Raw genomic sequence first — 16298 nt, forward strand, 5'->3', positions numbered from 1 at the left:
AGGGAGTACTCCCCTCCGTACGGAAAAGCCTACCCCAACCACCAAGGAAAGGTAAAGCGATTGCCAAAGAAAGGATAAAAGAGCTGGTGGCGGCTCTTTACCTGAACTTGGTGCGGGTCGTCGCGACCTCCGTCAGCACCTGCCGCAGCACCTGGCTTCCGAGCGGCACGAGCGAGGGCTCGTACGTCCAGGCGTGTCCGACCCAGGGGTCGGCCAGGTGGTCGTCGGGCAGCGGGGTGAGTCGCATCAGCGAACGCCAGAGGGGATCGAGCAGCGGACCGTAGCCCGCGGCGTCCTCGCGGTCCGCGACCATCATCAGATGGACACCGACGCTCGGGCCCTCGTCGGCGAGATAGCGCAGCTGGGTCACGGCCCGGTCGTCGAAGCCGTGCGGGAAGTCGTTGACGATCAGCAGTTGCTCGGCCGTGTCGACGCCGGGCGGCAGCGAGTCGGCGGCGCCGCCGCGCACCGCCATCTGCACCAGGTCCACCCGCTGGGTGAGCCGGGTCAGCACGTCCGTCACCCCGGCGGCGCCCACGGCGGGCGGCGCCGCGAGCACGCCGGTGTGCACCAGCGGGACCAGCGCCTGCGCCGCCGAACCGGCCGGGTCGATGACGTGCACGGCGAACTCGCCCGCCGGATAGACGGCGAGCAGCCGGGCCGCGTGCGCCACGGCCGTGTCCAGCGCGAGGCGCCGCAGTTCGTGCGAGTCGGTGAACGAGCCGTCCAGGGACTCCGCGCCACCGCTGTCGATCCACAGGCCGCGCTCCAACGGCAGCCGGACCAGCATCGGGACGCGCAGCTCGGGGCTCTCCGGGAGGTGGAGATCGCCGAGGCGCACGGCCATCGGGATCTCCATCGGGACGCGGTAGCCGTGCCAGACGGGGTTGTCCCAGCCCGCGAACGCCGGCGGAAGCGCGGGTTCGACCACGTCGGACTCGGCGGCCAGCTGGGCGAGGTCCCGGTCCAGGGCCGCCCGTGCCTGGTCGACGAGTTGGGCGTGCTTGGCCTGCGCCGCCTCCCGGGCCGCGTCCCCCTGACCACCGATCCGGCTGCGCGGATCGGACAGGGCCTGGTCGAGTTCCTTCTCCATGCGCGAGTCCGCGAAGTCGACCGCACTGCGGTACGCGGCCATGGTGCGCGCCAGGTCCTCGAACATCCCCCACACCTGGTTGTACAGCCGCTCCTCCATCGACCACCCGGTCGCGTCCCCGGCAACGGGCCGCGCGTGCTCCCCGGGCGGAGCCGGAGGCGCGGTCGGCGCGGGCTGCGGGGGTGCCCCGGTCTGCCGACGCGGGTGGCTGTAGTCGACCGGCCCACCGGAGGCGGGGGCGGCGGGCTGAGTGGCGGCCGGGTCCGCAGGCGCGGCGGAACCAGGGAATCCGGACTGCGGCGCCACGGCCCCCGGGGTGCCCTGCGTCCCGTACGGAGACGTCGGCTGCGGTGCTACGGCTCCGGGGGCGCCCTGTGTCGTAGGGCCGCTCCCCTCGGGGCCGAGGGCCGGTGTGGCCGTCTGGCGGGTGCGGTCGCCGTCCGGGGTGCGCGGTGGGGGTGCGGCGACGGAGCGGGCGAGGCCGTGGGCCACCGCTTCGTTGATGGTGCCCGCGAGGTGCGCGGCCTGGGGCAGGCCCTGGTCGGTGAGGAGTTCGGCGAGGCCGCCTGCGTAGCCCTGGCCGACGGCGCGTACCTTCCAGGCGCCCTGCCTGCGGTACAACTCCAGGGCCACGACGGCGGATTCGGCGTCCAGGCCGGTGATCGTGTAGCTGGCGACCTCGGTGCCGTCGAGGCCGGTGACCGCGACGAAGGGCGCGGCCACGGCGCCGAAGCGGGCGGGGCCGTCGGCGCCGAGGGGCAGGGCGAGGAGCACGCTGACGCGGTGCACGGCCTCCGGCATGGCGCCCAGGTCCACCGCGAGGCGGTGGTCGGCGGCCGCCTGCTTGGAGACCTCCAGGCCGGGCAGGGTGGGTGTGCCCGGGTGGGCCACCCACTCGACGCCCTGGATCCTGCCGTGCTCGTCGCCGAGCGTGGCGGCGGCCACGACCGGCTTGCCGGCCGCGACCCGGATCTCCAGGCGCACTTGGGAGAGCGGGTGGTTCTGCCCTCGCACCAGCTCGGCTGCCATCGCTCTCGTCCCCCTGCTCAGCCGTGTCGTGTCGTGTGCGCCGGGCCGCCCTACAGGTGCGGCAGGATCGCCGGCATCAGGTCCTGGAAGGTGCGGCCGTTGGTCGGCGTGCCGAGGGCCGTCAGCGTCCAGCCCGAGCCGGTGCGGTGCACCTTCGCCATGATCTGGGCCGTGTACTGGCCGCCGCCCGCCAGCGTGTAGCGGGCCAGCTCCTGGCCGTTGGTCTCGTCGACCAGGCGGCAGAACGCGTTCTGCACCTCCTGGAAGGTCTGGCCCGTGAAGGAGTTCACGGTGAAGACGATCTGGTCGATGTGGACCGGCACGCGCGCGAGGTCGACGAGGATCGCCTCGTCGTCCCCGCCCTGGCCGACACCGCCGACGAGGTTGTCACCGGTGTGGCGCACGGAGCCGTCGTCGCTAACCAGGTGGCGGAAGAACACGACGTCGACGGGCTGCTTGTCCGCGAAGAGCACGGCGGACGCGTCGAGGTCGATCTCCCGGGTGCGCGAGCCGAACAGGCCGCGCCGGGGAGCCGCCTGCCAGCCGAGACCCATGCGCACCGCGGTCAGGCCGGATCCGTCGTTCTTCTGCAGACTGATGGCCTGACCCTTGGTCATGTTGACCGTCACGGCTGTTCCCCTCTCGAACTGTCCCCTGTTGCCACGGAATCCGCGGATGTCCAGAACCCTACGCAGCGCCACTGACAGTGCCGAACCCCGCATCGGACTTTGTGTCGGTCTTGCAACACAGAGCGCATACCCCGAGGTCCGGCGGTCCACCCGGGCGGTCAGGCCAGGCCGCCCTCCTTCATCTGCCGCAGTTCCTTCTTCATCTCGTGGACCTCGTCGCGCAGCCGGGCCGCGACCTCGAACTGCAAGTCGGCGGCGGCGGCACGCATGCGTGCCGTCATCTCCTCGATCTGCTCGGCGAGTTCGGCCGCGGGACGGTCGGTCGGCACCGTGGCCTGGGCCTTGCCCTTGGCGGACTTGGCGGTCTTCGCAGCCTTGCCGCCGAGTGCGGGCACGGGGGTCTTGGCGCCCTTGCCGTCCTTGGTCTTGCGGTATCCCGAGCCGAGCAGCTGCTCCGTGTCGACGTCCTCGCGGGCGATCTGCGCGACGATGTCGTTGATCTTCTTGCGGAGCGGCTGGGGGTCGATGCCGCGCTCCGTGTTGTACGCGACCTGCTTCTCCCGGCGGCGGTTGGTCTCCTCGATGGCCTTCTCCATCGCCGGGGTGATCCGGTCGGCGTACATGTGGACCTGGCCGGAGACGTTGCGCGCCGCGCGGCCGATGGTCTGGATCAGCGAGGTGCCGGAGCGCAGGAAGCCCTCCTTGTCGGCGTCCAGGATGGCGACAAGGGACACCTCGGGGAGGTCGAGGCCCTCCCGGAGGAGGTTGATGCCCACCAGGACGTCGAACTCGCCGGAGCGCAGCTCGCGCAGCAGCTCGATGCGGCGCAGGGTGTCGACGTCGCTGTGCAGATAGCGGACCTGGATGCCGAGTTCCAGGAAGTAGTCCGTGAGGTCCTCGGCCATCTTCTTGGTGAGCGTGGTGACCAGGACCCGCTCGTCCTTCTCGGTGCGCTTGCGGATCTCGTGCACCAGGTCGTCGATCTGGCCCTCGGTGGGCTTGACGACGACCTCGGGGTCGATGAGGCCGGTGGGGCGGATGATCTGCTCGACGGCGCCGTCCGCGCGCGAGAGCTCGTACTTGCCCGGGGTCGCCGACAGGTAGACCGTCTGCCCGATGCGCTTCTGGAACTCCTCCCACTTCAGGGGGCGGTTGTCCAGGGCGGAGGGCAGCCGGAAGCCGTGGTCGACGAGGGTGCGCTTGCGGGAGGCGTCGCCCTCGTACATGGCGCCGATCTGCGGGACCGTGTTGTGCGACTCGTCGATGACGAGCAGGAAGTCTTCCGGGAAGTAGTCGATCAGGGTGTTCGGCGCGGAGCCGGGCTCGCGGCCGTCGAAGTGCATCGAGTAGTTCTCGACGCCGGAGCAGGAGCCGATCTGGCGGAGCATCTCCAGGTCGTACGTGGTCCGCATGCGCAGGCGCTGGGCCTCCAGGAGCTTGCCCTGCTTCTCCATCTCGGCCAGCCGCTCGGCGAGTTCCTTCTCGATGTCGTTGACGGCCCGCTCCATGCGCTCGGGGCCGGCGATGTAGTGGGAGGCCGGGAAGACGTAGAGGTGCTCGTCCTCGCTGATGATCTCGCCGGTGAGCGGGTGGAGGGTGGAGAGGGCCTCGATCTCGTCGCCGAACATCTCGATGCGGACGGCCAGTTCCTCGTAGACCGGGAAGATCTCGATGGTGTCGCCGCGGACGCGGAAGGTGCCGCGGCTGAAGGCCACGTCGTTGCGCGTGTACTGGATGTCCACGAAGCGGCGCAGCAGCTGGTCGCGGTCGATCTCGTCGCCGACCTTGAGGGGGACCATGCGGTCCACGTACTCCTGCGGAGTACCGAGGCCGTAGATGCAGGAGACGGAGGCGACCACGATGACGTCGCGGCGGGTGAGCAGCGAGTTGGTCGCGGAGTGGCGCAGGCGCTCGACCTCCTCGTTGACCGAGGAGTCCTTCTCGATGTAGGTGTCCGACTGCGGGACGTAGGCCTCGGGCTGGTAGTAGTCGTAGTACGAGACGAAGTACTCGACGGCGTTGTTCGGCAGGAGCTCGCGGAACTCGTTGGCCAGCTGGGCGGCCAGGGTCTTGTTCGGCGCCATCACGAGGGTGGGGCGCTGGAGCTTCTCGATCATCCACGCGGTGGTGGCGGACTTGCCGGTGCCGGTCGCGCCCAGCAGGACGACGTCCTTCTCACCTGCCTCGACGCGTCGGGCCAGCTCGGCGATGGCCGCCGGCTGGTCGCCGCTGGGCTGGTAGGAGCTGACGACCTCGAAGGGCGCCACCGTACGTTCGATGTGGGAAACGGGCCGCATGGCACCAACCGTACGACCCACCACTGACAACGGGGTCGGATCAGCGGTTCTGCGGGGTGCGGGAGCGGCGGTGCCCGAGCTCGCGGGCGGCGCGGACGGGGGCGCGCCGGGGGTGCGGCACGAGGGCGCCAGCCGGGACGCCGGGCTTGTGCTCGACGGGGGCCTGGGCGGGCTTCCCGATGACCATCAGCGGGTCGAACATCACGACGATGCCGACCAGGAGGAGGAAGGCGAGGGGGCCGATCATCATGGGCGCGAGCAGGGACGCGGCCGACACGCCGTCGGTGGTCGGGGCCGTGCCGTGGACGTGGACGCTGAGGGCGGCCATGCCGGTGTAGTGCATGCCGGCGACGGCGAGGCCCATGACGAGGCTCGCGCCCACGCTCCACAGGAACCCGCGGACCTGTCCGGCGGCCCAGAGGGCGCTGATCGCGGCGACGACCGCTATGACGACGGACGCGGCGACGGTGAACGTGTTGTATTCGAGCTTTCCGTTGAGGCGCATGCTTGCCATGCCCAGGTAGTGCATCGAGGCGATGCCCAGGCCGGTGAGGGTGCCGCCGGTGAAGAGCGCCGTCCCGCGGGCTCCCCGGTAGCCGACGATGAAGATCCCGACGCCCACCATGACGATGGCCACGGCGAGGCTCGCGAAGGTCATCGGTTTGTCGTAGTGGACCGGTGTCTGGCGGACCGAGAACCCCATCATCGCGATGAAGTGCATCGTCCATATGCCGGAACCGATCGCCGCCGATCCGAGGGCGAGCCATCCGGGGCGCCAGGACTGGGCGACGAGCATCGATCTGGTGGTGCAGCGCAGGCCGAGGGCGCCGCCGAGGCACGCCATGAGGTAGGCCACCAGCGGTGTGACGAGTCCGTAGCTGAATCCGTCGACCGTGCCCTGCATGCGCAGTTGCCCTTCCGTCCTGTTCCATTCCGGAATTCCTGAAACGCGCCCAGCCCCAGGACCGCAGGAACGGTCAGGGTCGACGCAGAGAGTATGACCCCCACCGGAATGGTCGAACGATTTTCCGGCAAAGAAACACGGCCCTGCCCCAGTTGTGCGGCACCGGTGAGCGGACTTGGGCAACACCATTCATTCTGTGTCCATCCTGTACCCGACGGGTAGTGACGTTCCGCTGTCATCCTTGAGCCGTATGTGATCGCTCGATGCGAGGAGTACGCATGCACCTGCGCGCAGTTGCCGCCTCGACCACCGCGCTCCTGGGGGCCGCCGCCCTTCTGCTCCCCTCCCCCGCCGCCCGGGCCGGCGACGCCACCCAGTGGCCCACGGTCGTCGCCCACCGAGGTGCGTCCTCCTATGCGCCCGAGAACACCCTGGCCTCCATCGACAAGGCGGCCCAGCTCGGCTTCCAGTGGGTCGAGAACGACGTCCAGCGCACCAAGGACGGCGAACTCGTCGTCATCCACGACGACAGCCTGAAACGCACCACCGACGTCCAGAAGGTGTTCCCGGATCGAGCTCCCTGGAAGGTGAAGGACTTCACCGCCGCCGAGATCGCGCGCCTCGACGCGGGAAGCTGGTTCGGTCCCGCGTTCACAGGGACGCGCGTGCCCACGCTCACGCAGTACATGCGCGAGGTGGAGCACAACAAGGAGAGTCTGCTCCTGGAGATCAAGAACCCGGAGCTGTACCCCGGCATCGAGCAGCAGACCCTCAAGCTCCTGGGCAACGAGGGGTGGCTGGACGAGGGGCACCTCGACGACCGGCTGATCGTGCAGAGCTTCAGCGCGGACAGCATCCGCATCGTGCACGACCTGAAGCCCGCCATCAGGACCGCCTTCCTCGGCACGCCCCCCATGTCCGCCCTGCAGGACTACGCCGCCTACACCGACCTGATCAACCCGTCGTACGGCTCGATCTCCATGGGCTACGTCTCCGCCGTGCACGGGCACACGGGCCCGCACGGCCGTCCGATGGAGGTGTACGCCTGGACCGTCGACGACGCGCCGACCGCCTGGAAGGTCGCCGGGTACGGCGTGGACGGGCTCATCACGAACAAGCCGGACGTGGTGCGCTCCGCGCTGAACGGGTTCTGAGGCCGCTCGCGGGGCGTTGTCAGTGCCGGGTCGTACGGTGGGCGCATGGACAGTCATGGGCAGAACGAGCAGCGGGTCGTGTGGGCCGTCGTCGGCACCGACATCGGTCCCCTGCTGCTCGCCGCGACACAGGACGGCCTGGTCAACGTCGTCTTCCACGCCACGGACGCGGTGCGCGACAAGACCCTCGACCGACTGGCGACCCGGCTGGGCACCGAGCCGGTCGAGGCGCCCGACTCCCCCTTGCTGGCCGAGGCGATACGTCAGATCGAGGCCTACTTCGCCGGTGATCTGCGCGACTTCGAGCTGCCGCTCGACTGGTCCCTGATCTCCGGCTTCAACCGGCAGGTGCTGCGCGAGCTGGCATCCGGCGTGCGGTACGGCTCGGTCGTCGGGTACGGCGATCTGGCCGGGCGGGTCGGGCAGCCGCTCGCTGCCCAGGCGGTGGGGGTGGCGATGGGGTCCAATCCGCTGCCGGTCGTCGTGCCGTGCCATCGGGTCGTCGAGAGCGACGGCGGCATCGGCGGGTTCGGGGGCGGTCTGGAGACGAAGAGGAAGCTGCTGGCGCTGGAGGGGGTGCTGCCCGAGCCGTTGTTCTGAGGGCTCGGGCGGACCGGGAATCGGGGGGATGTCGTGCTGGTGAGGACCGGCTTCACGTGCGCGTGCGGCAACGGCGGTACGGGGTGTGCGCCGTGACCGCCGTCGAGGGGCGGGGCGCGCTGCCCATCGCGGCCGACCGGCTGCCCGCGCTGCGGCGCCGGGTGTCCGGGGTGCTGATCACGACCCAGATCCTGGGCGGGCTCGGCGTCGCCACCGGGATCGCGCTGGCCGCCGTACTGGCCAAGCAGGTCAGTGGGACCGAGTCGTTGTCCGGGCTGGCGCCCACGGCGACCGTGATGGGGACGGCGGTGCTGTCGATGCCGTTCGCGGCGCTGATGACGGCGCGCGGTCGGCGTCCCGGGCTGGTCCTCGGGTATCTGGTCGGGGCGCTGGGAGCCGGGGTCGTGGTGCTCGCGGCGAGCATCGGGAGCTTTCCGCTGCTGCTGTGCGGCATGGCCGGGTTCGGGGCGGCCTCGTCGGCGAATCTGCAGTCCCGGTTCGCGGCCGCCGATCTGGCCGAGCCGGAGCAGCGGGCCCGGGCCATCTCCCATGTCGTGTGGGCGACGACCATAGGGGCGGTCCTCGGACCCAACATCGCCGCGCCCGCGGGCCGTAGCGTCTCCGGGCTCGGGATACCCGCGGCGGCGGGTCCCTTCCTGTGGGCGGGTGCGATCTTCCTGGTCGCCGCGGTTGTAGTCGCCGTGATGCTGCGGCCCGATCCGTTGCTGACGGCGCGGGCGCTCGCGCCGGACGAGGACCGGTCGCCCGCCGCGCGGTCGCTGCGGGCCGGGTTCGCGGCGGTGGCGGCCTCGCCGCGGGCACGACTGGCGCTGGTGACGGTGGCCGTGTCGCACACGGCGATGGTGTCGGTGATGGCGATGACACCGGTCGAGTTGGGGCACCACGGGGCGAGCATCGATCTGGTCGGGCTGGTCATCAGCGGGCACATCGCGGGGATGTACGCGTTCTCGCCGCTCATGGGGAGGCTGTCCGACCGGGTCGGGCGGCTGTCCGGGATAGGGCTCGCGGTCGGACTGCTGGCCTGTGCCGCGTTCCTCGCCGGTACGGCCGGCGGGAGTCACGGGCGGATCGCGCTGGGGCTGTTCGTGCTGGGCCTGGGCTGGTCGGCGGGGCTCGTCTCCGGTTCGGCGCTGCTCACGGACTCGGTGCCGCAGCCGGCGCGTGCCGCCGCGCAGGGGCTGTCCGACCTCACCATGAACACCTCGGCGGGCATCGGCGGAGCGGTCGCCGGGCTGGTGGTCGCCGAGGCGAGTTACGGCTGGCTGAACCTCACCGCCGCCTGCCTGCTGATACCCCTGGCCGCACTGGCCCTTTTCACCCGCTCCCGGAAGATCCCGGTTTCCGGTGTCCCGCGAAGGGTGGCCGGGAGGCCCGGCCGGTAGCAGACTCCGCCGTGCGCACAGCCACTGGCATCCGGGGGATCGGAGCCGAAGGGACGGCGAACACGCATGAGTGGAAGCGGAAACAGGGCAGTCGCGTATCTCAAGCCGGGAGCGGTGGAAGTCAGGACCATCGACCACCCGACGCTTGAACTGCAGGACGGGCCGGGAGTCGCCCCCGCCAACGTCGGTCGAAAGGCCCGGCACGGGGTGATCCTGAAGGTGCTCGCCAGCAACATCTGTGGCAGTGACCAGCACATGGTGCGCGGTCGGACGACCGCGCCCGAGGGACTGGTCCTCGGACACGAGATCACCGGAGAGGTCGTCGAACGGGGTCCGGACGTCGAGTTCATCGACGTGGGCGACATCGTCTCCGTACCGTTCAACATCGCCTGCGGGCGGTGCCGCAACTGCAAGGAACGCAAGACGGGCATCTGCCTGAACGTCAACCCGGCCCGCCCGGGGGCGGCTTACGGCTATGTCGACATGGGCGGCTGGGTCGGCGGTCAGGCCGAGTACGCCATGGTCCCGTACGCGGACTTCAACCTGCTGAAGTTCCCGGACCGGGACGAGGCACGCGAGAAGCTGCTCGATCTGACCATGCTGTCGGACATCTTCCCGACCGGTTTCCACGGCGCGGTCAGCGCGGGCGCCGGGGTCGGGTCCACGGTGTACGTCGCCGGGGCAGGTCCGGTCGGACTGGCGGCGGCCGCGTCCGCGCAGCTGCTGGGCGCCGCGGTCGTCATCGTCGGCGACCTGAACGCCGAACGCCTGGGCCAGGCAAGGAGTTTCGGCTGCGAGACCGTCGACGTCTCGCGCGGCGACATCGGGGAGCAGATCGCCGAGATCCTCGGCGAGCCCGAGGTGGACGCCGCGGTCGACGCGGTCGGCTTCGAGGCACGGGCGCACGGCCCGGACGCCCCGGAGGCGCCGGCGACGGTCCTCAACTCGCTGATGGGCGTCACGCGCGCGGGCGGTGCCCTGGGCATCCCTGGGCTGTACGTCACCGCCGACCCCGGCGGGGTCGACGAGGACGCGAAGAGCGGCACCCTGAAGGTGCGGCTCGGGCTCGGCTGGGCCAAGAGCCACGCGTTCACGACCGGTCAGTGCCCGGTGATGACGTACCACCGGAGTCTGATGATGGCGATCCTGCACGGGCGCGTGCACATCGCGAAAGCCGTCAACGCGACCCCGATCGCGCTGGAGGACGCACCGCGCGGCTACGCCGAGTTCGACCAGGGCGCCAGCCGCAAGTACGTGCTCGATCCGCACGGGACGCTGGCGGGCGTGAGCCCGGTCTGACGCACGGAAAGTGGGGGCCACGCACGCGTGGCCCCCACTTTCCACGTCGACCGCTGGTGGTGTCTCCCACAGTCCGCGAGGGTTTGACCAGGCCCGGCACCCGCCAGGGATGAGGGAAGACCGAACGACAGGAGGCGCGTGGTGCTGGTGGTGTCCGAGGAAGTACGCGAGGCGATCGACGCGCGTCGACCCGTGGTGGCCCTGGAGTCGACGATCATCGCGCACGGGCTGCCGCGCCCGCGCAATCTCCAGGTGGCGCTGGAGCTGGAGGCGGCGGTACGGCAGGAGGGCGCCGTACCCGCGACGATCGCCGTGCTGGACGGGCGGCCCCATGTCGGCCTGGACAAGGAGCAGTTGGAGCGGGTCGCCAACGAGGACGGCATCCGCAAGCTGGGCCACCGCGACCTGCCACTCGCGGTGGCGGCGGGGGCCAGCGGGGCGACCACGGTGTCGGCGACGGCACTGCTGGCGGCGCGGGCGGGCATCCGGGTGTTCGCGACCGGGGGGCTCGGCGGGGTGCACCGGGAGTGGACGGTGACGCAGGACGAGTCCGCCGACCTGGGGCTGCTGGCGTCCACCAGGATCACGGTGGTGTGCGCGGGCGTGAAGTCGATCCTGGACGTGCCGGCGACGTTGCAGCGCCTGGAGACGCTGGGCGTGGCGGTCGCCGGATACGGCACGGACCGCTTCCCCGGCTTCTACCTCTCCGACTCCGGATATCCGGTGGACTGGACGCTGGAGACCCCCGAGCAGGTCGCGGCCGTGATGCGGGCGCAGGACGCGCTCGACGCCCCGGAGTCGACGCTGATCGTCGCCAATCCGGTGCCCGAGGACGAGCAGCTGGATCCCGGGCTGCACGCGCGCGTGCTCGCCGACGCGCTGCACGCGTGCGCGGCGGAGGGTGTCACCGGGCAGGCGGTCACCCCGTTCCTGCTCGGCTACCTGGTGGAGCACACCGACGGCGCCTCGCTGACCGCCAACCTGGCGGCCGTACGCGGCAACGTACGGCTGGCGGGGCGGATCGCCGCGGCGTGGGCCGAGCAGGCGTGACGACCGAGGCGAACGGCGCCCTCCTGGTCGTCGGAGACGTCGTCACGGACGTCGTCGCCCGGCACCGGGGGCCGCTCGCCCCGGGCACCGACACCGCCGCCGCGATCCGCACCGTGCCGGGTGGCGCGGGCGCCAACGTGGCGTGCTGGGCGGCCCATTGGGGCTGTGCGGACGTACGGCTGCTCGGTCGCGTGGGTGCGGACTCGGCGGCGTGGCACGAGCGGGAGTTGGTCGCCTCCGGGGTGCGGCCCCGGCTCGTGGTCGATCCGGAGGCTGCGACCGCGACGGTGATCTGTCTGGTCGACACGGGGGCTTCGGCCGAGCGGACGCTCGTCACCGACAGTGGAGCGGCTCTACGGCTCGGCCCCGAGGACTGGTCGGACTCGCTGCTGGACGGTGTCGTACGGCTGCATCTGTCGGGCTATCTGCTGTTCTCCGAGCCGGGCCGGGCGTTGGCGGACGTGGCGGTGGAGTCGGCACGCGCGCGTGGGGTGCCGGTGAGTCTGGATCCGGCGTCGGCGGGGTTCCTGGTGGAGCTGGGCGTGGACCGCTTCCTCGCGCTCGTCGAGGGCGTCGACGTCCTGCTGCCGAGCCGTGACGAGGCGTGCCTGCTCACGGGGTTGCCCGACCCGGCGGACGCGGCGGCCAAGCTGAGCCGCCATGTCCCCCTGGTGGTCACCAAGCAGGGCGCCGAGGGAGCCTTGGTCGCCCACTCCGGCACGGTCCACGCACGCGTACCGGCCGAGCCGGCTGTTCCCCTTGACACCACGGGCGCGGGGGACGCCTTCACAGGGGCGTTCCTCGCGACGCTGCTGACGGGCTCCGAGCCGGAGGAGGCGGCGCGGGAGGGGTGCCGGGCGGGGGCACGGGCGGTGGAACGGGTGGGAGGGCGACCGCCTGGGCGGGGGTGAGAAGTGCTCGCGTCAAGCGGAGGTGGGGCTGTCGACCCGCAAAGCGCGCTGGGTGGAGGGTCAGCGGTGATTCGGTCAACGGTGCTGGGTGCAAGGCCGGTTGGGGCCGCGCGGAGGGCACCCGAGCCGGGTGAGCAGCGGCAAGGGCCAGGCCTACGGCATCCCGTCGTTGAAGTCACCGTCGGGCGAACCGACACCCGGTACTGACAACCCCGGTGCTGGCAGCCCCCTCGCTGACAACTCCGGCACCGCCTGAAGCAGCCGCCGCCTCCCCCGCCCACCCGGCACCAACTCCCCGCCCCCGCCTACGCCTTCCGTCCCCACGCCGAGATCATCGGAGCCGTAGCCAGATCCAGCGCGCCGGAGGCGACGTTGGCCAGGTGGCGGTCGATGTCCTCGTCCGTGGCCAGGCCCGCGGTGACGAGTTGGTCGCGGATCTGGCGGACCGTGGCGGACTCCAGCGCGGCGCAGGCCGGTGAGGTGACCGGGAAGTACGCGTCGGCCTCGACGCGGCGCAGGCCGGCCTCGCGGAGCAGGCGCGGGAGTCGGCGGCCGTAGGAGAGGTCGGCGCCGCGGTCGGCAAGGAGTTTGCGGAAGCCGTGGCGGAGGCGGTTCGCGAGTTGTTGCTCGGGGCCGTGTTCGTCGGGGCAGAGCAGGGGCTGCAGGGCGGGGTCGGCGTCCTCGATCAGGAGGCGGCCGCCGGAGCGCAGGGACTTGATCATCGAGCGCAACGCCCGTTCCCGGTCCGGCACATGGACGAGGACGAGCCGGGCGTGCACGAGGTCGAAGCCCTCCCCCGGCGGTTCCTCGGCGCCCACGTCATGGACGCGCACCTCGATCGGCGGGCGGGCTGCCGAGGCGACCTGGGACGTGTCGATGTCGGTCGCTACGACCTTCCCCGTCGGGCCGACCTTCTTGGCCAGCCAGGACACCACCGAGGTGCCGCCGACGCCGACCTCCCAGACGCGCCAGCCGGGTCCGACGCCGAACCCCTCCAGGTGCCGGAACGTCGTGGGGTCGAAGAGCGTGGCGAAGGCGTCGAAGCGCTGTCCCGCCTCGGACTGCCGGTTGTCGAGGAGATACCCGTCGGATCGCGTCATGCCGCGATCATCCCAGTTGCCCCGCTTGTCGACAGGGGTCGACGCTCCGGTTGTCGGGAGGGGTGAAGCTCCGGTTCCGGCGCGGGCGAAGCCCGGCCCGCCGCACCCTTGTCGCGACCGTGCGCCGGTTCGTCCATGGCTTCGTCCACAGCTTCATCCACAGCCGGGAACAAAGCGGAGGATTCCGTTCCCACAGGCTTACCCACGGCTCACGTCGGCCTGGCAAACTGGCACGCCAAGGCGCAGAAATGCGATGCGAGGGGATCCACGCAAGGAGAGCCGGATGTCCATGGCAGGGAATCTTCGGAAGGTCACGGGCCTCGGCAGGGTCGGCGGCCTCCGCAAGGTGGCACGGCTGGCCCGGCGACGCCCCCGGGTCGACCTGAGCCACCATGCCCGGTCACCTCTGGGCTCCTCGGTGGTGAAGTGCGTCACGTATCAGGACGGCGTCCGCGTCCCCGTCGCCGGCGATCTGGTCGACACCGTCGAGCGGGTGCGCAAGAAGGAGGACGGCTTCGTCTGGCTCGGCCTGCACGAGCCGACGAACGACGAGTTCGCGGGCATCGCCGAGCTCTTCGACCTGCACCCGTTGGCGGTCGAGGACGCGATCGAGGCCCATCAGCGCCCCAAGGTGGAGCGCTACGGCGAGACACTGTTCGCGGTCTTCAAGACGGTCTGCTACGTCGAGCACGAGAAGCTGACGGCGACGAGCGAGGTCGTGGACACCGGCGAGATCATGGTGTTCGTCGGCGCCGAGTTCGTCATCACGGTGCGGCACGGGCGGCACGGCTCACTGGGGCCGCTGCGCGAGGAGTTGGAGGCGAACCCGCGGCAGCTCGCCAAGGGACCGGCCGCGGTGCTGCACGCGATCGCGGACCATGTGGTCGACGACTATCTGAGCGTCACGGACTCGGTGCAGGCGGACATCGACCAGGTGGAGACGGACGTGTTCGCGGAGAACGGCGCGCGGGCGGACCCGGGTCGTATCTACCAACTCAAGCGTGAACTCCTGGAGTTGAAGCGGGCGGTCGTCCCCCTCAGCCGCCCGCTGGAGGAGCTCGCCACCCGGCCGATGCGGGTGATCGGACCGGAGATACAGGCCTACTTCCGGGACGTCTCCGACCACTTGCTGCGCGCGAAGGAGCAGATCGCGTCCTTCGACGAACTGCTCAACTCGATTCTGCAGGCGCACCTCGCCCAGGTGACGGTCGCGCAGAACGAGGACATGCGGAAGATCACGGCCTGGGCCGCGGTGATCGCCGTACCGACGATGGTGTGCGGTGTGTACGGCATGAACTTCGACCACATGCCGGAGCTGCACTGGAGGTTCGGCTATCCCCTGGTCATCGGCGTGATAACCGTGTCCTGTCTGGCGCTGTACCGGGGCTTCCGGCGCAACGGCTGGCTGTGAGCGGCAGCCGCTGAGCCGGAAGCGGTCCGGCGGTGCGGCACCGGGACGTGGTCCGGCAGTTCAGCGCCCGGAACCGCCTGGCGGTTCAGCGCATGCCGCTGCGGGCGTAGACGCTCTCTACCCAGCCGGCGAGCTGTTCCTCCGTCAGATGCTGGGCCAGGTCGGCCTCGCTGATCATGCCGACGAGGCGTTTGTTCTCGATGACGGGAAGCCGGCGGATCTGGTGTCCCTGCATCTCCTGGAGCACCTCGCCGACATCGGCGCCGGAGTCGATCCAGCGGGGGGTGCCCTGGGCCATCTCGCCGGCGGTGATCTTGGCCGGGTCGTGGCCCATCGCCACACAGCCGACGACGATGTCCCGGTCGGTGAGGATGCCGCAGAGCCGTTCGTTCTCGTCGCTGATGGGCAGGGCTCCGACGCCCAGTTCGCGCATCAGCTGGGCGGCGCGGTCCAGGGTTTCATGGGCGGGGATCCACTGGGCGCCCCGGTGCATGATGTCTCCGGCGGTGGTCATGTAGTACCTCCCGGTGCCGGACGGCCGGCGCGGCACAGAACGTTCCGCTAGTCCCGGCGCCCTACATTCTCGCCGCGCGACGGGGTGAACGCACCCGGACGGTCACGACTTCCGGTATGCCGGGCCGCCACCCCAGGTCCTGCGGGATCCACCCGGGCCGTGGCTCAGCCGTTCCACGCCGGGTGACGCGGGTCGTCGGCGCGCACCAGGACGTCCGCGGTGGGGGCCGGGTCGGTCTCGTCCTCGTAGCGCTCGAAGGCGGGGAGGGTCCAGTGCTCGGACTCGGGGGTACGGCGACGCAGGGCGCCCGGCGAGAGGAGGACGTGGACGGTCAGGTCGAAGGGGAACCAATGCCGAAGGAGGAGGGGGCCGTGCAGCAACAGGACGGCACCGGGCGGGAGTTGGACGTAGGGGCTGCGGGTGGCGCGGTCGGCGACCGGGTCCCACAGATCGGGCAGGACGCGGCCGTCCCCATCCGGTTCGAGCGGGCCGAAGACCTCACGCCACAGGGCACGGGTGTCGAACCAGCCGTCGTAGTACGCCTCGACGTCCTGGCGCCCGTACTCCAGCCGCAGCGAGGCCGGGCGCAGAAACCCCTCGGTGCCGACGACGAGCGAGGAGCGGCCCCGGACGCGCAGCGCCTCCGAGACGCGTTCGGCGAGGTCGCCGGGGTTGGCCGCCGGGGCACCGTCGAAGGCGACGCGCGGCCAGGGGCCGCCGTCGGCCGGCTTCAGGTCGAGCAGACGCTCGGCGAGGAGGTCGCCGAGCCGGTCCCAGGTGATCGCTTCCAGTCGCACAGGGCCCATGATGCGGCAGGCCGCGACCAGGGTGCGTCGGGCCGGTGGCTGCGACGGGCCGCGAGGAGGTGGGGGAGGCGGGTCTCGCTCCAGGCGCGGGCGGCGGA

General features: G+C 71.1%; 14 protein-coding genes. 7 read left to right on the forward strand and 7 right to left on the reverse strand.

Annotation, left to right across the window (positions count from 1 at the left end; genetic code table 11):
• Positions 1-97 precede the first annotated feature (97 nt).
• The 4 genes from OG496_RS17040 to OG496_RS17055 all read right to left on the reverse strand — a co-directional run bounded on the left by OG496_RS17040 (position 98) and on the right by OG496_RS17055 (position 5952).
• On the reverse strand, positions 98-2122 hold the full coding sequence (locus OG496_RS17040) for a TerD family protein (protein ID WP_405971453.1): 2025 nt from the start codon (positions 2120-2122) through the stop codon (positions 98-100).
• Between the two features lie 50 nt (positions 2123-2172).
• Positions 2173-2751 carry a TerD family protein gene (locus OG496_RS17045; RefSeq protein WP_033283094.1) on the reverse strand — a complete coding sequence of 193 codons (579 nt, stop codon included), beginning with the start codon at positions 2749-2751 and terminating at the stop codon, positions 2173-2175.
• 158 nt (positions 2752-2909) lie between these two features.
• A complete protein-coding gene (uvrB, locus tag OG496_RS17050; protein WP_405971454.1) occupies positions 2910-5048 on the reverse strand; it encodes an excinuclease ABC subunit UvrB in 2139 nt (712 codons plus the stop codon).
• A gap of 40 nt (positions 5049-5088) precedes the next feature.
• A complete protein-coding gene (locus OG496_RS17055) occupies positions 5089-5952 on the reverse strand; it encodes an MHYT domain-containing protein (protein ID WP_405971455.1) in 864 nt (287 codons plus the stop codon).
• A 278-nt stretch (positions 5953-6230) separates the two neighbouring features.
• On the opposite strand from OG496_RS17055, the gene OG496_RS17060 reads away from it, so the two are divergent.
• The 6 genes from OG496_RS17060 to OG496_RS17085 all read left to right on the forward strand — a co-directional run bounded on the left by OG496_RS17060 (position 6231) and on the right by OG496_RS17085 (position 12369).
• Entirely contained in the window at positions 6231-7106 is an 876-nt protein-coding gene (locus tag OG496_RS17060; RefSeq protein WP_399394374.1) for a glycerophosphodiester phosphodiesterase, read from the forward strand.
• Positions 7107-7151: 45 nt separating this feature from the next.
• Entirely contained in the window at positions 7152-7706 is a 555-nt protein-coding gene (locus OG496_RS17065; RefSeq protein WP_399394376.1) for a methylated-DNA--[protein]-cysteine S-methyltransferase, read from the forward strand.
• 92 nt (positions 7707-7798) lie between these two features.
• The gene (locus OG496_RS17070; RefSeq protein WP_405971456.1) at positions 7799-9109 is read left to right on the forward strand and encodes an MFS transporter; all 1311 of its coding nucleotides are present in this window, start codon (positions 7799-7801) and stop codon (positions 9107-9109) included.
• A 66-nt stretch (positions 9110-9175) separates the two neighbouring features.
• Positions 9176-10408 (forward strand): formaldehyde dehydrogenase, glutathione-independent, encoded by a 1233-nt coding sequence (fdhA, locus tag OG496_RS17075; protein WP_405971457.1) that lies wholly within the window; start codon positions 9176-9178, stop codon positions 10406-10408.
• Positions 10409-10546: 138 nt separating this feature from the next.
• Positions 10547-11458, forward strand: coding sequence for a pseudouridine-5'-phosphate glycosidase (locus tag OG496_RS17080; RefSeq protein ID WP_405971458.1), 912 nt, complete (start codon positions 10547-10549; stop codon positions 11456-11458).
• Positions 11455-12369 (forward strand): carbohydrate kinase family protein, encoded by a 915-nt coding sequence (locus OG496_RS17085; RefSeq protein ID WP_405971459.1) that lies wholly within the window; start codon positions 11455-11457, stop codon positions 12367-12369. Before OG496_RS17080 ends, OG496_RS17085 begins: the two co-directional genes overlap by 4 nt.
• A 305-nt stretch (positions 12370-12674) precedes the next feature.
• Here the strand turns inward: OG496_RS17085 and OG496_RS17090 are convergent, their stop codons facing one another.
• Positions 12675-13469 (reverse strand): methyltransferase domain-containing protein, encoded by a 795-nt coding sequence (locus tag OG496_RS17090; protein WP_405971460.1) that lies wholly within the window; start codon positions 13467-13469, stop codon positions 12675-12677.
• A 283-nt stretch (positions 13470-13752) separates the two neighbouring features.
• Between OG496_RS17090 and corA the strand changes: the two genes are divergently transcribed.
• A complete protein-coding gene (gene corA / locus OG496_RS17095; protein WP_366494181.1) occupies positions 13753-14880 on the forward strand; it encodes a magnesium/cobalt transporter CorA in 1128 nt (375 codons plus the stop codon).
• An 85-nt stretch (positions 14881-14965) separates the two neighbouring features.
• Here corA and OG496_RS17100 read toward each other — a convergent pair whose 3' ends face one another.
• Both OG496_RS17100 and OG496_RS17105 read right to left on the reverse strand, forming a co-directional pair.
• Complete coding sequence (locus OG496_RS17100) at positions 14966-15394, reverse strand: CBS domain-containing protein (RefSeq protein WP_019060469.1); 429 nt, start codon at positions 15392-15394, stop codon at positions 14966-14968.
• A 164-nt stretch (positions 15395-15558) separates the two neighbouring features.
• Positions 15559-16200: a uridine kinase gene (locus OG496_RS17105; RefSeq protein WP_405971461.1), complete on the reverse strand. Its 642-nt coding sequence runs from the start codon at positions 16198-16200 to the stop codon at positions 15559-15561.
• Positions 16201-16298 lie beyond the last annotated feature (98 nt).

The sequence above is a fragment of the Streptomyces sp. NBC_00988 genome, from assembly GCF_045162645.1.
In the GTDB taxonomy this organism is placed as follows: domain Bacteria; phylum Actinomycetota; class Actinomycetes; order Streptomycetales; family Streptomycetaceae; genus Streptomyces.